The organism is Diaphorobacter sp. C33 (assembly GCF_030503915.1).
GTDB classification, from domain to species: domain Bacteria; phylum Pseudomonadota; class Gammaproteobacteria; order Burkholderiales; family Burkholderiaceae_C; genus Diaphorobacter; species Diaphorobacter nitroreducens.
Genome location: NZ_CP129980.1, coordinates 2,330,346 through 2,351,648, shown reverse-complemented (window position 1 = coordinate 2,351,648; position 21,303 = coordinate 2,330,346). Strand labels below are relative to the sequence as shown.

The window sequence follows — 21,303 nt, the reverse complement described above, 5'->3', positions numbered from 1 at the left end:
GCGGGGCATTGGCGCGCGCGCGCTTCGCTTCATACCCCCTCCCGTAAAATGGCGGGTTTGTCTCCCGAACCTACGAAAGCCCTGCCATGAGCCTGAAATGCGGCATCGTGGGCCTGCCCAACGTCGGCAAGTCCACCCTCTTTAACGCCCTCACCAAGGCCGGCATTGCCGCCGAGAACTACCCTTTTTGCACCATCGAGCCCAACACTGGCGTGGTGGAGGTGCCCGATCCGCGCCTGCAGCAGCTGGCAGAGATCATCAATCCCGAGCGCATCGTGCCCGCCATCGTCGAGTTCGTCGACATCGCGGGCCTGGTGGCCGGTGCCTCCAAGGGCGAAGGCCTGGGCAACCAGTTCCTGGCGCACATCCGCGAGACCGATGCCATCGTCAACGTGGTGCGTTGCTTCGAGGACCCGAACGTGATCCACGTGGCCGGCCGCGTGGACCCCATTGCCGACATCGAGGTCATCCAGACCGAGCTGTGCCTGGCCGACCTGGCCACCGTCGAGAAGGCCCTGCAGCGCTACAGCAAGGCGGCCAAGAGCGGCAACGACAAGGAAGCCGCCAAGCTGGTGCAACTGCTCACGCCCATCCAGGCTGCGCTGGATGAGGGCAAGCCGGCGCGCACCGTGCCCGTGTCCAAGGAAGACGCGCCGCTGCTCAAGCAGTTCTGCCTGATCACCGCCAAGCCGGCGATGTTCGTGGGCAACGTGGCCGAGGACGGCTTCGAGAACAACCCCCTGCTGGACAAGCTCAAGGCCTATGCCGAGGCCCAGGGCGCGCCCGTGGTCGCCATCTGCGCCAAGATCGAAGCCGAGATGGCCGAGATGGGCGACGAGGACCGCGACATGTTCCTGCAGGAAATGGGGCTGGAGGAGCCGGGCCTGAACCGCCTGATCCGCGCGGGCTTCAAGCTGCTCGGCCTGCAGACCTACTTCACGGCCGGCGTGAAGGAAGTGCGCGCCTGGACCATCCACGTGGGCGATACCGCGCCGCAGGCGGCCGGCGTGATCCACGGCGACTTCGAGCGCGGCTTCATCCGCGCGCAGACCATCGCGTTCGAGGATTTCATCCAGTACAAGGGCGAGCAGGGCGCCAAGGACGCGGGCAAGATGCGCGCCGAAGGCAAGGAATACGTCGTCAAGGACGGCGACGTGATGAACTTCCTGTTCAACGTCTGACGAATTTCGCTGGATCTCGGTGGAGCTCAGTAGCGCTTGGTGGACAGGTTGCTCCATTTGAAATCAATGGGTTGCGTAAACAATACGGTCTACTGAGCGTTCCTATTGTTCATCGAGGTTCGGAAAATTCGGGGGTAGCGTTGGGGGTACTCGTGTTCAACCGTGGGGGTACATCTCCCCGCAGTGGAGTCCAACGATGCCCGAAAACCTACTCACCGACCTCAAGGTCAGGTCGGCCAAATCGACTGATCGAGACTGGAAACTTTCAGACGGCGGGGGCTTGTTCCTGCTGGTCAAGCCCACCGGCGGCAAGCTCTGGCGGTGGAAGTACCGCCTGCAAGGCAAGGAGAACCTCTTTGCCATTGGCGGCTTTCCTCAAGTAAGCCTTGCTGAGGCGCGTGCAGCCCGTGAGAAGGCACGTGCCTTGGTCAAGCAAGGCATCCATCCTGCCCATGAGCGGCGGCAGGTCAAGGAGCGCAACCTGGAAGCGCTGGAGGAACGCAAGCGCGCAAAGGAAAGTTCGTTCGCCAAGGTGGCGCGGGCGTACCTAGCCGAGATCAAGCCAGTCTTTGCACAGAGTTCCTACCGCACGAAAGAATCCCGCATCAGGAAGTACCTGTCGCCCAAGTTCGATGGGATGCCGATGAGCGACATTGGCGTGAAGCAGATTCGCCCGCTGCTGGAGGAATGTAAAGCTCATGGCGCGTGGGCGGCCATCCATGTCAAAGGTGATCTTTCGGCGATCTTCGAGTTCGCGGTGGTGCGGGGTTTGGTCGAGGCCAATCCGATCCCCAGTCTGCGCGGGCTGCTGCGCGTGCCGTTCAGCGAGAGCAAGGCGGCGATGACGCGAGAGCAAATCCAGAAGTTCTACCAGGAGTTGCGTGGCTACCGGGGCTATCCGGAAACCTCGTTGTGTCTGCGGCTGATTGCGCTGACCGCCTGCCGTCCAGGCGAAGCGGCGGATGCCGAGTGGGATGAGTTCGACTTTGAGGATGCGTTGTGGCGTCGGCCTGCGGCGAAGATGAAGGCGCGGCGTGACCATGTCAGTCCGTTGTCCACGCAGGCCATAGCGGTGCTGAAAGACTTGCTGCACATCACGGGCGGCGGGCGCTATCTGTTCCCGCACCGGAGCGGCAAGGGCTTCACCACGCCCAATCGGCTGACCTACGCAATGCGCGACATGAACCTGGGCCGGGGTACGACGCCGCATTGCTGGCGGACGACCTTTTCCACCTGGGCCAATGAGAACGGATACCGGCCTGATGCGATTGAGCGGCAGCTTGCCCACGTGGAAAGCAACAAGGTGCGGGCGACGTACAACAAGGCGCTGCTGCTGGATCAGAGAAGGACACTGTTGCAGGACTGGGCGGACTATCTGAGTGCGGCGGAGGGAAGCTGCACAGCATAGGGAAGAGTTGGCTGGGTGTTGCAGAACCAATGGACAGGGCGACCTTTTCCTTTTCTTGATAGGGCCGTTGTCCCTTGAGTGCCGTTCCCTTGCCATTTGCCTTTGCCCAAAGCTGGGCGCTAGAAATGGGGTAAACAATGGATTGAATGGGGTATTTTTGATTTAATTACCTTTTTTTTGAGATTCATGTCGCTCATTTCTTTCCTGGTCGCCTATGCCGGCCCCTTACGACCGGTCCAATGCTCAGGAAATGGGGTAATCAAACACCGGTAATGAGGTATTTTTAGAGACAATACCCCATTTAATAGCTATAATTACCCCATTTACACAGCCCAGGCTTACATTTCCATGCACTCGCTCACACTCGAGTACCTTGCCGCGCTTCGCTTCGATGGCACTCAGGCCGCCACGCTGCGCACACTGGGCGAGTACCAGGGCAAGCAGCAACTCTACGCCGCGCAGTCGCCCGAAGCCCTCAAAGGGCTACGCCAGATCGCGGTAGTCGAATCCACCGAGTCATCCAACCGCCTGGAAGGCATTGTCGTCGCACCCTCGCGGCTGAAGTCTTTGGTCATCCGCAACGCAACGCCAAAGAGCCGTTCCGAACAGGAGATCGCCGGCTACCGTGACGCCTTGGCGTCGATCCACGAATCGGCCGCGCACATGCCCTTCAGTGAGGGAGTGGTGCTGCAACTGCACACCCTGCTGTACCGCTATATGCCGCAGGCGGGCGGGCGCTGGAAGGCCACCAATAACGACATCATCGAGCGTCACCCGGACGGCACGTCACGTCTACGCTTCCAGCCAGTCGCTGCGCACCTTACGCCCATGGCCATGGGCGATCTGACCGGGCGCTACGCCACCGCGCTGGATCAGCACCTGGCCGACCCTCTGGTCCTGGTGCCGCTGGCGATGCTCGACTTCCTATGCATTCACCCCTTCCCGGACGGCAACGGTCGCATGTCCCGCTTGTTGACCTTGCTGCTGCTCTATCACTTCGACTATGCCGTGGGCCGCTACATCAGCCTGGAACGCATCTTCGAGGACACCAAGGAAGGCTATTACGAGACGCTGGAAGCCAGCTCGCAGGGCTGGCACCAGGGGCAGCACGACGTCAAACCCTGGCTCGACTACTTCTGGGGCGCCTTGCTAAGGGCCTACCGCGAGTTCGAGGAGCGTGTTGGCACCATCGAGCGTGGCCGTGGCAGTAAAGGCGACCGGGTGCGGACGGAAGTTCTGGGGCGCACCTTGCCGTTCTCGATTTCCGAGATTGAAGAAGCCTGCCCGGGCGTGAGTCGGGACATGGTTCGGCTGGTATTGCGGGCGATGAAGTCAGAGGGACTGATCGAATCGACCGGCAAGGGGCGTGGAGCAAAGTGGCTTCGCATCAATCAAGGCGGTGAGAAATGAAGACTAGAAAAAGTATTTTCAGCCTCGACATCCGCGATGATCACACTTGCGGCAACGTGCCCGCGTTCCAGACCGAGGAAATGGCCGCAGGTAGCCAACACTTCCGCATCGCCAGGGATGCTAGGCATGTCTAAATCCGAGGCACAGACACGAGCCGACTTGATTGACCAGCAACTCGCGTTATCAGGCTGGAACGTCAAAGACCCCACCCAGGTTGTCGAGGAATTCGACATCCTCACCGCCTTGCGAGTGGGCGTGGCCGAGCCGCGCACGCCCTACGAGGGCCACCAGTTCAGCGACTACGTCCTGCTCGGAAAAGACCGCAAACCCCTGGCAGTGATCGAGGCCAAGAAGACCAGCCGCGATGCCGCCATTGGCCGCGAGCAGGCCAAGCAATACTGCTACAACATCCAGAACCAGCTGGGTGGTGAGCTGCCATTTTGCTTCTACACCAACGGCCACGAGCTCTATTTCTGGGATCTGGAGAACGCGCCGCCGCGCAAGGTGGTTGGCTTTCCCACCCGCGACGACCTCGAACGCTTCGCCTACATCCGTCGCAATCGCAAGCCGCTGACGCAGGAATTCATCAACACTTCGATTGCCGGACGTGATTACCAGATTCGCGCGATACGCTCGGTGCTCGAAGGCATCGAACAGAAGAAGCGCGATTTCCTGCTGGTGATGGCCACCGGCACCGGCAAGACCCGCACCTGCATCGCCATGGTCGATGCCTTGATGCGGGCTGGCCATGCAGAAAAGGTGCTGTTCCTCGTGGACCGTATCGCGTTGCGTGAACAGGCACTGGCCGCCTTCAAGGAGCACATGCCCAACGAGCCGCGTTGGCCCAATGTGGGTGAAAAGCTGATCGCGACGGATCGCCGTGTGTATGTCGCCACCTACCCGACGATGCTCAACATCATCCGGGACGAGGCACAGCACTTGTCGCCGCACTTCTTCGATTTCATCGTCGTCGATGAAAGCCATCGCTCCATCTACAACACCTTTGGCGAAGTGCTGGACTACTTCAAGACCATCACGCTGGGCCTCACGGCCACGCCGACCGACATCATCGACCACAACACCTTCCAGCTTTTTCATTGCGAAGATGGCATTCCCACGTTTGCCTACACCTATGAAGAGGCCGTGAACAACGTGCCGCCCTACCTCTGCAACTTCCAGGTCATGAAGATTCAGACCAAGTTCCAGATGGAGGGCATCAGCAAGCGCACCATTTCGCTGGAAGACCAGAAGAAGCTGATCCTCCAAGGCAAGGAAGTTGAAGACATCAACTTCGAGGGCACTCAGCTTGAAAAGCAGGTGATCAACAAGGGCACCAACACCCTGATCGTCCGCGAATTCATGGAGGAGGCAATCAAGGACGCCAACGGCGTGCTGCCAGGCAAGACCATCTTCTTTTGCGCCACCAAGGCCCATGCCCGGCGCATGGAAGAAATCTTCGACAAGCTCTACCCGCAACACCACGGTGAGCTGGCCAAGGTGCTGGTGTCAGACGACCCGCGCGTCTACGGCAAAGGTGGGCTGCTCGATCAATTCACCAACAACGACATGCCTCGCATCGCTATCAGCGTGGACATGCTCGACACCGGCATCGATGTGCGCGAAATCGTCAACCTCGTGTTCGCCAAGCCGGTCTACTCGTACACCAAGTTCTGGCAGATGGTCGGGCGCGGCACACGCCTGCTGGAAACCAGCAAGCCCAAGCCTTGGTGCCTTGAGAAGGATGTGTTCCTGATCCTCGACTGCTGGGACAACTTCGAATACTTCAAGCTCAACCCCAAGGGCAAGGAGCTTAAACCGCAGTTGCCGCTCCCGGTGCGGCTGGTGGGCCTGCGCCTCGACAAGATCGAAAAGGCCAATGACAGCGGCCATGCCGACATCGCCACGCGTGAAGTCGCCAAGCTCCGCCTGCAGATTGCCGCGCTACCCAAAGAGTCGGTGGTGATCAAGGAAGCCGCCGCCGCGCTGACGCGGCTGGACGATGACAACTTCTGGATCAGCCTCAGCCACGACCGGCTGGAGTTCCTCCGTGCTGAAATCAAGCCGCTGTTCCGCACCGTGTCCGAGGCCGACTTCAAAGCCATGCGCTTCGAGCGCGACCTGCTGGAGTACTCGCTGGCCGTTTTGAGCGGCGAAAAGGAACAGGCCGACACCCTCAAGGAAGGCATCGTCGAGCAGATCGGCGAATTGCCACTCTCGGTCGGCTTCGTCAAGCAGGAAGAGGACCTGATCCGCGCTGCGCAAACCAGCCACTACTGGGCCAAGGCGGATGAAGACGCCTTCGACGAACTGGTCGCCAAGCTCGGCCCGCTCATGAAATTCCGCGAGCAATCCAGCGGCCAGGAGCAAACCCACCTCGATCTGGCCGATGAGCTGCACAAGAAGGAATGGGTGGAGTTCGGTCCACAGCACGAGGCGGTCAGTATCACCCGCTACCGCGAAATGGTGGAAAACCTGATCGCCGAACTCACCGCGCACAACCCGGTGCTGCAGAAGATCAAGAACGGCGAGGTAGTGAGCAGTGAAGAGGCCAAAGAGCTGGCCGAACTACTGCACGAAGAACATCCGCACATCACTGAAGACCTGCTGCGCCAGGTTTACAAAAACCGCAAGGCGCGCTTCATCCAGTTCATCCGCCACATCCTGGGTATTGAGGTGCTCAGGAGCTTCCCAGACGAGGTCAGCGCCGCCTTTGACCAATTCATCCGCGCCCACACCACGCTCAGCAGCCGGCAGATGGAGTTCCTCAATCTGTTGAAGAACTTCATCGTCGAGCGCGAAAAGGTAGAGAGAAGAGACCTGATCAATGCCCCCTTCACGGTCATCCACCCGCAAGGCATCCGTGGCGTGTTCAGCCCGGCAGAAATCAACGAAATCCTGCTGCTGACCGAACGGTTGGCAGCTTAAAGAACAGGGCATCCCATGCTACAGAACAACCCCGAACTCAAAAGCAAGATCGACCAACTCTGGAACAAGTTCTGGAGCGGCGGCATTAGCAACCCGCTCACTGCCATCGAGCAGATCACCTATCTACTGTTCATGAAGCGGCTGGACGAACTGGATCAGAAGAGACAGGCCGATGCCGAGTGGACCGGCGAGAAATACACCTCCAAGTTTGAAGGCACCTGGATTCCACCCGAGGAGCGCAACTGGCCTGTGGCGGAACAGCGCCCCATCGACAAACGCACGTTGCGCTGGAGTGAGTTCAAGCGCATGCAGGCCGAAGAGATGTTGCAGCATGTGCAGGGCAAGGTGTTCCCTTTCCTGAAAGACCTGAACGGTGCCGAATCCAATTTCACCCACCATATGAAAAACGCAGTGTTCATCATTCCCAAGCCAGCCCTGCTGGTGGAGGCGGTGAAGACCATCGACGAAATCTTTGAGGTGATGGAGAAGGACTCACGGGAAAATGGCCAGGCCTTTCAAGACATCCAGGGAGATGTCTATGAAATGCTGCTGGCCGAAATCGCTACCGCTGGCAAGAATGGCCAGTTCCGTACCCCGCGCCACATCGTCAAGCTGATGGCCGAACTGGTGCAGCCCCAACTGGGTCACAAGATTGCCGACCCGGCGTGCGGTACTGGTGGCTTTCTGCTGGGTGCCTATCAGTACATCGTCACACAGTTGGCTATTAACGCCGGTGCCAAGAACCTCAAGCCCGATGAAGACGGTTTTATCCGCACCTCAGTTGCTGCAACATTCGATGAAAAGCGTCAATTCGTCCTGCAAGAAAGCCTGTACGGCTACGACATCGACGCCACCATGGTGCGCTTGGGCCTGATGAATCTGATGATGCACGGCATCGACGAGCCGCACATCGACTACAAGGACACCCTTAGCAAGAGCTACACCGAGGAGGCCGAATACGACATCGTGCTGGCCAACCCGCCTTTTACCGGTAGCATCGATAAGGGTGATATCAACGACAATCTGCAACTGGCCACCACCAAGACCGAGCTACTGTTTGTTGAGAACATCTATCGCCTGCTCAAGAAGGGCGGCACTGCATGCGTGATCGTGCCGCAGGGCGTGCTGTTCGGCTCTGGCGGGGCATTTAGGACGCTGCGTCAGTTGCTGGTGGAGCGCTGCGACCTCAAGGCTGTCATCACCCTGCCCAGCGGGGTGTTCAAACCCTATGCTGGGGTCAGCACCGCCATTCTGCTGTTCACCAAGGTCTGGGGGGTGAAGGACAAGGTTACCAAGCCCGCCACCGAGCATGTCTGGTTTTACGAGATGGCCGCCGATGGCTACTCGTTGGATGACAAGCGCACCAAACAGGCAGGTTTTGGTGACCTGCAAAACATCATTGCCGAATACCACACCCGTGATGCGGCGACCGATACGGACCGCACTGTCAAGTGCTTCATGGTGCCACGCACCGAGATCGCTGATGAAAAAAACAACTATGACCTATCACTGTCGCGCTACAAACAGGATGTGTTCGAGGACGTGCAGTACGACGCGCCAAGTGTGATTCTGGATCGGCTGCTTAAGGCGGAAGTAGGTGATGCGGATGAAGCGGAACTGGCCAAGGTGCAGAGCGGAATCGTCCGTGAACTATTGGAGCTGAAGGGGATGGTGGAATGATCCCAATGAAACCAACTCCATTGAGCCAACTGGCAATTGTGTCAGCAGGGCAAGCGGCGCCAAAGAGTGACGAATTTTCCGACTACGGTACACCATTTGTCCGAGCAGGTAGCCTGGATAGACTGCTGTCAGGTGAACCCGAGTCCGGCCTTGAACTTGTCAGCGAAGAAACAGCCAAGCAACGGAAGCTGAAGACCTATCCAAGAGGAACTGTTCTTTTTGCAAAGAGTGGCATGTCCGCCACCAAAGATCGCGTCTACGTCCTTCAAAACCCCGCCCATGTCGTTAGCCATTTGGCGACGCTGATCCCCAAGAAGGGGACTCACGTAGGCTATCTTCGCTTTGCCTTGAAGCACTTTCCGCCCTCATCGCTGATCAAAGATCATGCTTATCCAGCCATTGGTCTTGGAGATATCGAGGATTTCAAGATCCCCGTTCCTGATAGTTCTGACGACCAAATTCGCATTGCCCATTTGCTCGGCAAGGTGGAAGGACTGATCGCCAAACGCAAACAACACCTGCAACAACTCGACGATCTGCTCAAGAGCGTGTTTCTGGAGATATTTGGTGACCCAGTGCGGAATGAGAAGGGGTGGCCAATAAGTCCATTGGTCACCTATATGAGTGAGCAGCCGAATAACGGCCTGTACAAGCCTCAATCGTCCTATGGGTCTGGGACGAAAATCATCCGGATTGACTCCTTCTATGATGGAATTGTTCAGAATATAGAAGGGCTAAAACGAGTTGAAATTACAGATTCAGAATTTTTGAAATTCGAGATTCGGCCATTCGACGTCCTAGTAAATCGAGTCAATAGCATCGAATATCTGGGAAAGATTGGCGTGGTTCCAGCTATTTCGGAGCCCGTGGTTTATGAGTCGAACATGATGCGCTTTCGTCTAAATCATGAAGTAATGCTTCCTGTTTTTTTGATGTATTTTTGGCGGACTCCATATTTAAAATCTCAGATCAACAGCAAAGCGAAGAAGGCGGTGAATCAGGCTAGCGTCAATCAACAGGATGTTGCTGGTTTACTCGTATCGCAGCCACCCATCGATCTCCAAAACCAATTCGCCGTCGTCGTCGAAAAAGTCGAAGCCCTAAAAACTCGCTACCAGCAAAGCCTCTCTGACCTTGAGGCCCTCTATAGCGCACTGAGTCAGAAGGCTTTCCAAGGCGAGCTGGATCTATCGCGGGTGCCGATGCCAAAATCGCCCACTCAAGATGTCAGCGCTGTTTCCCAAGGAGATCAAGCTACCGTGCCTGAACCCGTTATGCAAACCGCGCCTGCCATTCATTTGCCTGATACCGGCAAGCTACTGGAAGCGTTGGAAAATGCCGAGGCCCGCACGGCATTGATCGCAGAATGGCTGGACGCCTATCGCGAACAACTTGCTGGCACAGCATTCTCGGCACAGCACTTCATGGTAGTGGCACAAACCCGGCTGGCGGAACTGCACCTGGACAACGACTTCGTGCTAGGTGCTAGCGACTACGAACACATCAGGGCATGGGTGTTCGAGGCGCTGGCCGCCGGCACGTTGACTCAGGTGTTTGATGATGCGGGCAATTGCATTGAACTCAAGGCCGCTATTGAGCAAAGTCAGGCATGAAACTACTGCGCCTGAAGATCACCGACCCGGAGGGCTTTCGCAGCCTGCCCTGTGGGTTTGAGCACTACTTTCGCACTGAATGGAGCTTGCAGGATGAACTGGCGCAAGCAGACCACTTTGCCCCCTTCGTCTGTGCCGGGCCTAATGGCAGCGGCAAGTCCAACTTGCTCGAAGCTCTGGCGGCGATCTTCTATCAGCTGGAAGTGCTGCGCGTACGCCGCAGCTTTCTACCTGAAGCTTTGCAAGACGAGGCGCTGGATTTTTCACCTGTTGCCTTTGAGCTGGATTACCTGATCCGCGTGCCCGCCGAGTACCGCGGCCCCGAAAGCCCGCCGTGGGCGAAAGTGGGTGTGTGGAAGAAGGCCGGCGAATCGGTGCGATTTCTTTGGGACAACCAGGGCGACTTCAGCACCGATGTGTATGAGGCGTTCAAGGGCGGACACGCCGACATCCTGCTGCCGCAGTACGTGCTGAGTTATTCCTCGGGCGAGAACGAGATCCTCAGTCTGCCCTTCTTCAAGATGCGTTTCGTGCAGTTCGACGAGTACTGGAATGCACTGACCTGCCAACTGAGCTACCCCGGCCACCCCGAGACGCGGCTGGCCTATCTGGACAGCGGATTCAGCCAGGCCATCCTGCTGTGCAACCTGTTGTTTCAGGACGAGAGCACACTCCAGCCCTTCCGCGAGGATGTGGGCATCGAGGCCTTGCGGGAATTCCGCATCATCCTGCGCCGCCGAATTCCTATCGACGCAATACAACTGGAAGCCTTCGACCTTGCTGATGAAGATCAGAAGCGCGAACGACGAAATCGAATACAGGCGGAAGCTCGAACACGCGGACTTTCAGAGTCTGAGATTAGCCAATCAGTTGATGATTGGGTTCGCAGCGAGATCATCAAAGGCAATCCCGCGCTCTCGGAAACTGATGAGCTGGGAAGTACGCGCTATCGCCTGAACTTGCTGCAGTTGCTGGAGGGTGACGAGAAGTCCTCGCTGGTGGTGAGCGCCCTCAAGCGTTGTGCCACGCTCAATTACGTCGACGACGTCACCGATACGCTGGTGCTCGACTACTGGGTCAATGAGGCGACCCGGCAGGCATTCCGCGAGAACTTCGATGGTTCGGCGCTGGCGCTATTCCAGGCGTTTCAGGTGCTGTTGACGCTCAACCTGTATGCCGTCAGCGATGTTCTGAAGGCCGATCTCTATACCTCGACCAGCCACTACGTCAGCGAGACGGTGCCAACCCTGGCATCTGACCAGCGCATCATGCGCTTCAAGTTCATGCGCTTCACCAAGCAGGGTGTGGCCGAGCCGATGATGCTCAAAGAATTGTCGGACGGCGAGCATCAGTTGCTGCACAGCCTCGGCCTGTGCCTGCTGTTTCGAGAGACCAACAGCCTGTTCCTGCTCGACGAGCCCGAGACGCACTTCAACCCTGACTGGCGCGCCAACTTCATCAGCCGCTTGCGCCAATGCCTGCCGGGTCATGGTGAATGCGCGCAGGAGATGCTGATCACCACCCACGCCCCTTTCCTGATTTCCGACAGCAAGCCGGACAAGGTGCTGGTGTTTGCTAAGGACAAAGCCAGCGGCAAGGTCAGCGTCAGCCACCCACCGTACAACACGCTGGGCGCTTCGATCAACAAAATCACACATGAAACGTTCGGTAAGCGCGAAACTATTGGAGGCGGGGCTCAACAAGTGCTGGAGCAATTACTGGCTGACCCTATATCGAAAGCCGACCCCCATGGCCTTGCTCGCAAGATCATGGATACCATGGGCGACTCTGTGGAACGCACGTTAGCCGTGCATGCCTTGCTACAGACGCCAGGAGCCGACAAGGAGCCGGGCTGATGTTATTTCCCTATAAACGGCCTCGTCACCCGATGCGGGCCATGCACGGTTTTGTCGCTTATATCTTTGCCAAGGTCTGGTGCCGTGCGCCAAATGAGGAATACAGCCTCGAACTGTTCAAGGGGTTGCCACCGCTATATGCCATCATGGATGAATTACATCGGGCGGATTTGGCTGGCTCAGAGAAGGGAGCAGGAGCGTTCTTTTATCGCTACGTCAACCAAATATTCCAAGATTTCAAACAGCTTGGTCCCGAGGACATCCAGTCTTATCGAAAAATGTTCAGGGACAACAATGATATCCAGGCGCTTTGCGAGGGAAAAAAGGAACCCGGCCGCTACATCGCAGGCACTCAGAATGCACTGATGAAAACGATAGAAGCCTTTTTCAGCAAGCTCTACAGCTGCGGCTTCTTTGAGCTGGCAATAGTCAAGGAACACATTGGTGCCGGCTTGAAAGAGCACTACAAGGAATTTTCCTCTCTGAACGACATGCCTTGTTGCCCGTTTTGTGGCCTTTTGCCGATGGATTCCGAATATGATCCGACTCGGGAGGCTTATGATCATTATTTGCCTGCTAGTAAATATCCATTCAATTCTGTGAATTTAAGAAATTTGGCGCCTGCGTGCTATAAATGCAACTCGCAAAACAAAGGTGCAAAAGATCCCCTGCAAGATGAAGCTGGGATCAAGAGAAAAGCCTTTTATCCATATGCCGCTGACAGCTATAAAATCCAAGTGTTCGTGCATTTTCAATCAGCTGCCCAGATCCCTGAAAAAGAGCAGGATATTCGCATTTCTCTAAGCTGTGCAGGGTATGATGAGGAAATCGAAACCTGGGATCAGCTTTACAAAATACGCGAGCGTTATACGGCCAAATGCCTTTCTTCTTCCGGCGCGAAATACTGGTTGCAGCGTGTGCTGGATGAAGATAAAAATTACCAGCAGTTATCTCATGATGCTTTAAATAAAGAGCTGGAGCAATGTGAGCGCTTTCCTTGGCATGAGAGCAATTTTCTTAAACGTGCCTTTTTCGACACCTGCCGACAGGTCGGTATGATTTGATGGCTTATTCGCACGCTGACACGCTGATGGCTGGATTTCAGAGCCGCGAGTTTGGATACAGTGGCAGGTTCGGCAAAGTAAACCTCAGCTTCCCAGATATATCGCTGTCACCTTGACTCGCTCGTGCCCAAGTTCACGACTGATTTGCTGCCGAACATGTTGGTCGGTAAGGCGTTGCGATAGGTCGAGTTGAGCCGTGCCAGGGCCGCCTGCTGCCGGTGACTTCCACCCCGTTAGTGTTTCATATCGCATCTGTGCATACCGATGTCGCAGGCCATGCATATTGCTCAGGCTTGCAGCCTTGCACTGTCCATCGTAGACGTGCCGCTGCTGGATGTAGGTTTTGTTTGCCGGGATCAATGACCCTATGCCTGCCAGGTGGTGTGCTGCCTGGAGCACGTCGCGTTGCTCTGTCGTGGTGATGGGCACCGTGCGCTCCCGGCCGCCCTTCGTCCATGATCCTTTGAGGGCAATGTGGTCACCTCGATCCGCATAACTGGGCTGGAATTTGATCGCTTCCTCCCGACGCAATCCGAAGGCGGCCTGTAGCTGAAGGCTCATGCGTACATGCGCGTCGGTGACCTGTTCAAGACCTGTGCCTAGTTCCTGGGCCTTGCTGATGTTGGTCACATAGCGGCGCTCGGCCACGCCGAGTTGCGTGTTGTCCGCCGGCAGGATGCCGGCCTTGCCGATCTTCTCGGCCCACCAGCGCAGGTGAGAGAGCCGATTCTTGATGGTGCCGGACGACAAGCCTTCTCCCAGCCAGCGATCCAGCAGCGCCTGGACATGCTTGCCCTTGAGCGACGATGCCTTCATCTGCCGGAAACCCGCCTCGCGCAGTTGCCGTGCAGCCAGCGCGAGGGAACTCATCCGGTCCGCCTGTGTGTTGTAGCTGCCGTCACGGTTGCGCTGGCAGAGCTGCCGCAGGGTATAGGTCAAGTCGTCCATCTTCCGGCCTCCAAGCAAAGCGCCGTACTGCGTTGTCCTGAAATTCATTGGTTAGTGTTGGTGCCAACTCGCCAAGGCGAGATCCCGTGAGGGCAAGGGCATGGTGTTCAGGAGACACCAGAGCCTCGAATGAGGCGTCCGTCTTGCCCCCTGCTGGAAGCCCGGACGGAGGTACTACAAGACGAAAGTGATGTGAACGTGGACGAGTCCTCCTATGAAGTGAGTGGGATAAGAAATGCAGCGGGAACCCTGTGCGTTGCGCACAGGCCATTGCCGCAAAGGACAGTGCGCCAGGCGGAGCGGTAGGGATGATTTAAAACAGACGAAGAAGGCTCCGCCCTAGGTAGGGCCGGTATGCGGTCGGAGCCTGGGCATACCTGGGGTGGCTCCACCCTGTCGGGCCAGCGCTTGCAGGAACCTGCGCTGTTGGGGTTGCCGATGTACGAAGCCCATCGGTCTTGGCAACTGCCCGGTCAGTTTAGGGCGGCCATCATCATGTCTGCCGCACGCAATAGGAACTGGCTTTCGCCCGCATTGTTTGCGGTGTTGCGTGGGGCGTCACTGCGGCGTGCAGTGACGCCCCGTTTCGCGGCAGCATCTACTGCTACGCAGGATGCGGCTGCCATCCCCTGGCCTGCATTGCCTGCGCTGCGATGTCCCCGGCGTTCGTCGAGGTGTTCATGATCTTGCGGATGTTGGCGATGTGCGCCAGGGCGGTTTCACGTGATGCCGGTTGCGCAGGCGATTCTGGGCGGTTTTCGGTACGCGGTGGAACTGCAGGCCGATTCTCGGCAGGCCGTGGGGTGGTAGACGCCTCCTTGCGACCTGCCCACAAGCGGAATTCGCCCGCAAAAACGCGCTTCACCAAGGCGAAGAAGTAGGCCACGACATTGCGCACGGTGCCGCTCTGGCTGCGCGCCTGCAGCTCGTCGAGTACTTCTTGGCGATGCTGCGGCGGCAGCCGCCGCAAGGCGGCCTGCACGTCCTTTTGCTGATCTGCCTGGGCATTGCTCAGGCAAGGCGGCAAGCTCACCGACTGCGATGCCGGATTGCCGTCGCCTTCGCGCGCGCGGTACGTACGTTCTTTTTTATACATATACGTCTTATACGTACTACCCTGCTCAGCCGTCATGTGGCGAGCGTGTTCGGTCTGTTGTGGAACAAGCGTGCTGCCAGCGGAATCGCCAGACAATGGCAGTGGGTCGGCTGTCTCGCTCGCCTGCGTCGGCGGAGTAGGGGGCAAATCATCGTCATCGCGGAACTGATCGTGGGTCGCAATGGAAGCGGCTTCCGGCGCTTGCGCCAGCGTTGCCTGAATGTGAATGGCCACCCGATCCACCTGGTTGTTTTCGTGGCCGATGGAAGATTGCAGAAGCGCGGGCAGGCTGGCATCGAGCGTGCAAGCCTCTTGGAAGTCGAGGGCGCTTTCGTGAACCTGATACAGCTCGCTGAGCACGTGCCCCGTCAGCGGATCGCGGTGCTGGCCTACCAGGCTGATCCAGCCCGTCAGCCGGAGTACGACGAGAACGCGCCGGGCCGTCTCGTACCCGGCCCGCTGCCCCAGCGGTGTAGTGGTGAGATAGCGGCGCAACTGCCCCATATTCGCCAGCGGGCTGATGCCTTCCGCAGAGCGCAGCATGCGCAGAACCTGCCAGCCATTGCGCTCCAGCGGCGTGAGGCGAGCATCGAGCATGAGCGAGGCGGGCGTGGTGAACAGGGCATCTTGCCCCAGCGGGTTGTGGCGGGTGTGATGGTCTGCCATGAGCGTTCTCCAAGGTCTGGGCCACAGTGGCCCGTTCCCCTGCATCTCATCGCGTACCGCTCCATGCGTCAGCCAACAATGCGGTCTGCGCCATAACCGTTTTATCCGGCTGGGCGTGGCGCTGGCATCGGCATCCAGACTGATCTATCATTCCGATACCCCCTTGGGGGTACAACTGGGGGTACTTCCAGCGATTCCCGCAAAGCCCGTGGCCCGATTTCCCCGCGAAACCTAGCATTCACGGCCCTTTGCCGACCGATCAACGTTTAAACGTCTGACCACCGGGGCCGGTCCCGCAGCCTCTGCGGGACAGACCGGAACGGCGCCGCAGGCCATGGCGGCGGCCGGGGTGCGCACCGGCGGCGAGCGCCGCGGGGTCTGGCGCTCTGGGCAGGGCGCGGAGCCTGCCGGCAATCGCATCGAACCGCAGAGAGGAGTCCAGGCATGGGTGCTGCAAAGCCGTCGCCGCACGCCGTGACGGAGGTGCGGCGCTTTCAGGCAGGGGACTTTGCCGCCTACCGGCGCTGGTACGCGGACCCGCTGCTGGACCGGCATCTGGGCCCCATGGATGACGAGTGGCTGGCGGATGTGCTGGCCGACACCAATGGCGAGGAATGGGCGGTACTGGCCGATGGCGTGCTGCTGGCCGTCGTCGGGCTCACGCCCGACCCGGAGGTGGGTTGCTGGGTGATCACCGATTTCGCCGTCGATCCCCGGCGTCGTGGCCAGGGCTGGGGGCGGCGCGCCTGGCAGGCGCTGTGCGCGCTGCCCGCCCTGAAAGCACGACCGCACTGGCGCGCCTACGTGGCCGACGACAACCCGCAGGCGCAGGCCTTTTTCGAGGCGCAGGGCTGGCGGCGGCTGGAGGCGCTGGGCATCGAGGATGGCCTCTGGACCTACTGCTGGCAACGCGCCGGGGCCTTGGCCGGGTGCGGTACGGCTCCGGCATAGGGCGCGCGAAAGCAGGAGCCGGCCTGGCGCAAGTGGGGTGCCGGCGACGGTACCCGCCGGGAGGCGCCTGGCGGCCGCACCACCAGCCTGCGGCTTGAGAATTCAAGCCAAAAGCGGCTCTGGCGCACTGTGTATAAGCGCTGGCAGCTATCAAATTTGAAGTGATTTCGCACGGCGTCATGGTGGACGCCGTGTGCCTATGGGCGCAGAAAGGGCAGCGGCACCTCGGCCGGGATCGGGCAGGTGTAGGGCTGGCCCTGCCGGCGCTCCAGCAGCTCCGCCTTGGCCTGGGCAATCAGTCCGGGTTGCTGTACCAGCTCGATGGCCGTCGCCGTGAGCACCCTGGCGGCGCGCACCATGCCGGCGTGCGCCAGGGAGGACTTGCCCTGCGACACCATCTGCCATGAGTGCAGCGGCGTTCCGAAGGCATAGCAGGCCACCCAGGCCTGCACGGTGGGGGTGATCCAGCTCACGTCGGCCACGTCGGTCGAGCCGAACATGGTCTCGTTGGCTGCAGGGTCGTAGGGCGCCACACCTTCGAACACGGCGGGCACCTGGCCGCGCAGCACGCTGGCCAGCGGGCGGCTGACGGCGTCGATGTCGCCCGGGCTGAGCGTGGCCTGGAAGTCCGCCGCCCGGCCCCGTTCGCGGGCATCCACGGCCAGCGCGCCCTCGGCCTGCAGCCTGGCGTAGAGCACCTGGTTCAGCGTGGTGTTTTGCAGCAGGTTGGAGCAGGCCTTGTCGAACACGATCTCCACGCGGCAGTCGGTCATCAGTGCCGCGCCGCGCGCCACGTTCTGCACGCGCTCGTAGAGCTCGGCGGCCTCGTGGTTGCGCGCCGCGCGGATCAGGTACAGCACCTCGGCGCGGGCCTGCACCACGTTGGGCGACAGGCCGCCCGAGTCCGTCACGGCGTAGTGCACACGGGCGTCCGAAGGCATGTGCTCGCGCAGGTAGTTCACGCCCACGTTCATGAGTTCCACCGCGTCGAGCGCACTGCGGCCCAGGTGGGGCGAGTGCGCGGCATGCGAGGCCTTGCCGTGGAAGATGAACCTGGCCTGGATGTTGGCCAGCGTGCTCTGGCTGAAGACGCCCGTGAAGCTGGCCGGGTGCCAGGTAAGCGCGGCGTCCACGTCGTCGAACGCGCCTTCGCGCGCCATGAAGGTCTTGCCCGAGCCGCCTTCCTCGGCCGGACAGCCGTAGAAGCGCACGCGCGCCTTCGCGCCCGTGGCCTGCAGGTGCGCCTGCAGCGCAATCGCGGCGAAGTGGGCCGAGGTGCCCAGCAGGTGGTGCCCGCAGCCGTGCCCGGCCAGGCCGGGGCTGTCCACGGACGGCGTGCACACCAGGGCGCCGCTTTGCTGGTTCATGCCCGAGAGGGCGTCGTACTCGCCCAGGAAGGCGATCACCGGCCCCTCGTCGCCCCACTCGGCCATGAAGGCGGTGGGGATGCCGGCCACGTTGCGCGTGACGCGAAAGCCCACACCGGCCAGGGCATCGATGTGCAGCTGGGCGGACGCCGTCTCGGCATAGCGCAGCTCGGCCAGCGACCAGATCTGGTCCGCCAGCGCATGCATGCGCGGTGTTTCGCGTGTGAAGAAGTCCTGCAGTGAGCGCATGGGAATCGGCCTGCTTACTCGGGCTTCACGCCGGCCTTGTCCAGCAGCACCTTGTGGCGTTGCGTCTGCGCGGTGATCTGGGCTGCGAACTGGCTCTGGTCCATGTCGGTGGGGGTGGTGCCCAGGGTCTTGAGGCGCTTTTGCACGTCGGGCAGGTGCGCCGCCTTGACAGCCGCCTCCTGCAGCCGCTTGACGATGGCGGCGGGCGTGTTCTTGGGCGCGACGATGCCGAACCAGCTGATGCCCAGCTGGTTCAGGTCGTTGTAGCCTAGTTCCTTGAAGGTGGGCACGTTCGGCAGTTCGGGCGAGCGGCTTTCGGAGGCCAGCGCCACCGCAATCAGCTTGCCGCTCTTGATGTGGGGCAGGGACGAGGGCAGCTGGTCGGGCATCACCTGCACCATGCCGGCCAGCGCATCGTTGAGCGCAGGGCCGTTGCCGCGGTAGGGCACGACCAGGATGTCGGTCTTCAGTGTCTCGTTGAACGACGCCAGCATCAGGTGGCCCAGCGTGCCCGGCCCCGGTACGGCGCCGCTGATCTGCTTGGGCTGTGCCTTGGCCTTGGCCACGAAGGCCTCGAAACTGTTTACGCCCAGGCTGGGGTGCACCATGTAGACGGAGGGCATGGTGACCAGGTTGGCCACGGGGGTGAGCTTGGCGCCCAGGTTGGCCGCGCGGGTGTACAGCAGCGGGTTGATGGTCATGGTGCTCACCGTGGCCATGCCGATGGTGTAGCCGTCGGCTGCCGCGTTGGCCAGGGCCTCCGTGCCGAGCAGGCCGCCCGCGCCGGCCTTGTTGTCCACCACGATGGACTGGCCCAGCGTCTGGCGCATGCCTTCGGCCAGCACGCGGGCCACGATGTCGGTCGAACCGCCGGCCGCGAACGGCACGATCAGCTTGACGGGCTTGCTGGGATAGGCGTCGGCGGCCCGTGCGGCAGGGGACAGTGCGAGGGCGGCGCCCGCGGCGAGGGTGGAGAGGGTGAGTGACTTGAGGCTCAGGCGTCGGGCGGGCACAGGGGTGTTGCGCATGGGAGGTGTCCTTCAGGTTCAAGCGTCGAAAAACCAGACGCCGGGGTATGCGTGAATCGTTGCTGCTCATGCACGCATTGCATGTGCCGCGAATATAGAAAAAACCGGTTGCCCGCGGGCACCGTTTTGACAGGAAGGTATAAGCAGGACCGATGGCTGCATACTGGAGCATCCGAGTCTCTAAGGACAACCTGGAGAACCTATGCGCGAATCCGATAGCTTCCCCGAAGGCCGCGTGCTGTTCTCACGCCTGGCCAAGCATGTACGCCTGCGCCAGTTGCAACTGCTGCTGGCCCTGCAGCAGTGCTGCTCAATCGCGAAGGCGGCCGCCCATCTGGACATGAGCCAGTCCGCCGCCACCCAGGCGCTGGCGGAGCTGGAACGGGTGCTGGATCTGCGGCTGTTCGAGCGGCACTCGCGCGGCATCCGCCCCACCCAGGCTGGGCAGGCGCTGATCGACGCCGTGCGCAGCGTGATGAACCAACTGGAGGACGTGTCGGAAACACTGGCCGCGATCCGCATGGGCGCGTCGGCCGCGCTGCGGCTGGGCTCCATCCCCGCAGCCGCGCACGCCATCCTCGCGCAGTTGCTGGCGCAGTTCTATGCGCTGCGGCCCCAGGTGCATGTGGATGTGCAGGAGAGCGAGGGGCCGCGCCTGCTGTCGCTTTTGATCAGTGGCGGGCTGGACGCCGTGTTCTGCCGACGTCCTGCGCTGTTGCCCGAGAGCTTTGTGTTCGAGCCGCTGCTGCGCGACGAGGCAGTGGTTGTCGCAGCCGGCACCCATCCGCTGGCGGTGCGTCAGGCCGTGCCGCTGGCGGCGCTCGGGGACGCGCGCTGGGTGCTGCCGACTTCCAACATCGCTGTGCGCGACATCTTCGAGCACACGGTGCTGGCGCAGCTGCCGCAGGCGCAGTGGTTTCCGGTGTCCACCGTGTCGCTGCCGGTGCTGGAAGGGCTGCTCGGCCACCCGCGCGCCGTGGCCCTGGTGCCGCGCAGCATCGTGCCCGGCCTGGCGCATGACCGCCCGGCGGGCGGAATCCGCATTCTGGACATGGCGGTGGACCGCGCGGCCTTGGCGCTGGCCGACCTGGGGGTGATGCATGCGCGGGAGCCGGCTCCCCCGTTGCTGCAGGACCTGCTGAAGCTGTGGCGTGCCGCGCATCCCCTGGGGTGAGGCGCTCAGCCGGGCGCGGGGGTCAGGCGTGCAGCCAGCGTACCCAGTCGCCCGGCACCAGGTACAGCAGGCCGGCCGTCATGCTGGCATAGCGGAAGAACTTGCCAATCGCCATGTAGAGCAGGCAGGGCCAGAACGGCATGCGCAGCCAGCCTGCCACGGCGCACAGCGGGTCGCCCACCACGGGCAGCCAGCTCAGCAGGCAGGTCTTGGGCCCCCAGCGGCGCAGCCACACGCGGGCGCGCCGTTCGGTGCGGCTCAGTTCGCGGGCGGGCTTGGCGGGGGGCTGCGCATGGCCCGCATGGCGGTGCCGGCGCGCGGCGTCCCAGGCGCGGTGCGCGCCCAGGCCCATCCACCAGCTGACCGCGCCGCCCAGCGTGTTGCCGGCCGTGGCCACCAGGATCGCGGGCCAGAGCAGTTCGGGGTTCAGCTTGACCAGGCCGAACACCGCCGGCTCCGAGCCCACGGGCAGCAGCGTGGCGGAGATGAAGGCCACGATGAACACCGTGCTCAGGCCGAATTGGGGCAGAGCCAGCAGGTCCAGCAGTTGGTGCATCCAGATTTCCATAGCAGGGCTGCGAGTGTAGGGGCAGCGGTGCGCTGGCTGTGTCGCCACCCGCGGGCGCAACATGCGCAATCGCAGTGCTGGCTTTTCGGTTGCTGAAATTTTGGGCAGGTAGAATCCGC

15 protein-coding genes are annotated in these 21,303 nt (G+C 60.7%); 10 read left to right on the top strand and 5 right to left on the bottom strand.

Annotated elements, in window-relative coordinates; translation table 11 throughout:
• The first annotated feature begins 86 nt into the window (after window positions 1-86).
• From ychF to QY917_RS11115, 8 genes are all read left to right on the top strand, one after another.
• A complete protein-coding gene (gene ychF, locus QY917_RS11150) occupies window positions 87-1,181 on the top strand; it encodes a redox-regulated ATPase YchF (RefSeq protein ID WP_011806713.1) in 1,095 nt (364 codons plus the stop codon).
• A gap of 196 nt (window positions 1,182-1,377) precedes the next feature.
• Window positions 1,378-2,589 carry a site-specific integrase gene (locus QY917_RS11145; protein ID WP_123676157.1) on the top strand — a complete coding sequence of 404 codons (1,212 nt, stop codon included), beginning with the start codon at window positions 1,378-1,380 and terminating at the stop codon, window positions 2,587-2,589.
• 348 nt (window positions 2,590-2,937) lie between these two features.
• Window positions 2,938-3,999 (top strand): Fic family protein, encoded by a 1,062-nt coding sequence (locus QY917_RS11140; RefSeq protein WP_123676158.1) that lies wholly within the window; start codon window positions 2,938-2,940, stop codon window positions 3,997-3,999.
• A 36-nt stretch (window positions 4,000-4,035) separates the two neighbouring features.
• A complete protein-coding gene (locus QY917_RS11135) occupies window positions 4,036-6,924 on the top strand; it encodes a DEAD/DEAH box helicase family protein (protein WP_302076870.1) in 2,889 nt (962 codons plus the stop codon).
• A 15-nt stretch (window positions 6,925-6,939) separates the two neighbouring features.
• The gene (locus tag QY917_RS11130) at window positions 6,940-8,604 is read left to right on the top strand and encodes a class I SAM-dependent DNA methyltransferase (protein ID WP_123676160.1); all 1,665 of its coding nucleotides are present in this window, start codon (window positions 6,940-6,942) and stop codon (window positions 8,602-8,604) included.
• A gap of 5 nt (window positions 8,605-8,609) precedes the next feature.
• Complete coding sequence (locus QY917_RS11125; protein WP_302076868.1) at window positions 8,610-10,217, top strand: restriction endonuclease subunit S; 1,608 nt, start codon at window positions 8,610-8,612, stop codon at window positions 10,215-10,217.
• Window positions 10,214-12,073, top strand: coding sequence for a restriction system-associated AAA family ATPase (locus QY917_RS11120; RefSeq protein ID WP_123676162.1), 1,860 nt, complete (start codon window positions 10,214-10,216; stop codon window positions 12,071-12,073). Before QY917_RS11125 ends, QY917_RS11120 begins: the two co-directional genes overlap by 4 nt.
• Complete coding sequence (locus QY917_RS11115) at window positions 12,073-13,137, top strand: hypothetical protein (protein WP_148061006.1); 1,065 nt, start codon at window positions 12,073-12,075, stop codon at window positions 13,135-13,137. The genes QY917_RS11120 and QY917_RS11115 overlap by 1 nt, the downstream gene beginning before the upstream one ends.
• Before the next feature lie 84 nt (window positions 13,138-13,221).
• On the opposite strand, the gene QY917_RS11110 is transcribed toward QY917_RS11115, so the two are convergent.
• Together QY917_RS11110 and QY917_RS11105 are read right to left on the bottom strand one after the other, a co-directional pair.
• Window positions 13,222-14,085 (bottom strand): phage integrase N-terminal domain-containing protein, encoded by an 864-nt coding sequence (locus tag QY917_RS11110; RefSeq protein ID WP_123676164.1) that lies wholly within the window; start codon window positions 14,083-14,085, stop codon window positions 13,222-13,224.
• A gap of 604 nt (window positions 14,086-14,689) precedes the next feature.
• A complete protein-coding gene (locus QY917_RS11105; RefSeq protein ID WP_162844552.1) occupies window positions 14,690-15,847 on the bottom strand; it encodes an STY4528 family pathogenicity island replication protein in 1,158 nt (385 codons plus the stop codon).
• A 444-nt stretch (window positions 15,848-16,291) separates the two neighbouring features.
• Between QY917_RS11105 and QY917_RS11100 the strand changes: the two genes are divergently transcribed.
• A complete protein-coding gene (locus tag QY917_RS11100) occupies window positions 16,292-16,798 on the top strand; it encodes a GNAT family N-acetyltransferase (RefSeq protein ID WP_123676166.1) in 507 nt (168 codons plus the stop codon).
• Window positions 16,799-16,995: 197 nt separating this feature from the next.
• Here QY917_RS11100 and QY917_RS11095 read toward each other — a convergent pair whose 3' ends face one another.
• Together QY917_RS11095 and QY917_RS11090 are read right to left on the bottom strand one after the other, a co-directional pair.
• Window positions 16,996-18,414 carry a M20 family metallopeptidase gene (locus tag QY917_RS11095; RefSeq protein ID WP_088888378.1) on the bottom strand — a complete coding sequence of 473 codons (1,419 nt, stop codon included), beginning with the start codon at window positions 18,412-18,414 and terminating at the stop codon, window positions 16,996-16,998.
• 14 nt (window positions 18,415-18,428) lie between these two features.
• Complete coding sequence (locus tag QY917_RS11090; protein ID WP_123676167.1) at window positions 18,429-19,442, bottom strand: tripartite tricarboxylate transporter substrate binding protein BugE; 1,014 nt, start codon at window positions 19,440-19,442, stop codon at window positions 18,429-18,431.
• Between the two features lie 202 nt (window positions 19,443-19,644).
• Between QY917_RS11090 and QY917_RS11085 the strand changes: the two genes are divergently transcribed.
• Entirely contained in the window at window positions 19,645-20,616 is a 972-nt protein-coding gene (locus QY917_RS11085) for a LysR family transcriptional regulator (RefSeq protein ID WP_015914204.1), read from the top strand.
• A 22-nt stretch (window positions 20,617-20,638) separates the two neighbouring features.
• Here QY917_RS11085 and QY917_RS11080 read toward each other — a convergent pair whose 3' ends face one another.
• Window positions 20,639-21,172 carry a YqaA family protein gene (locus QY917_RS11080; protein WP_123676272.1) on the bottom strand — a complete coding sequence of 178 codons (534 nt, stop codon included), beginning with the start codon at window positions 21,170-21,172 and terminating at the stop codon, window positions 20,639-20,641.
• Window positions 21,173-21,303: the final 131 nt, after the last annotated feature.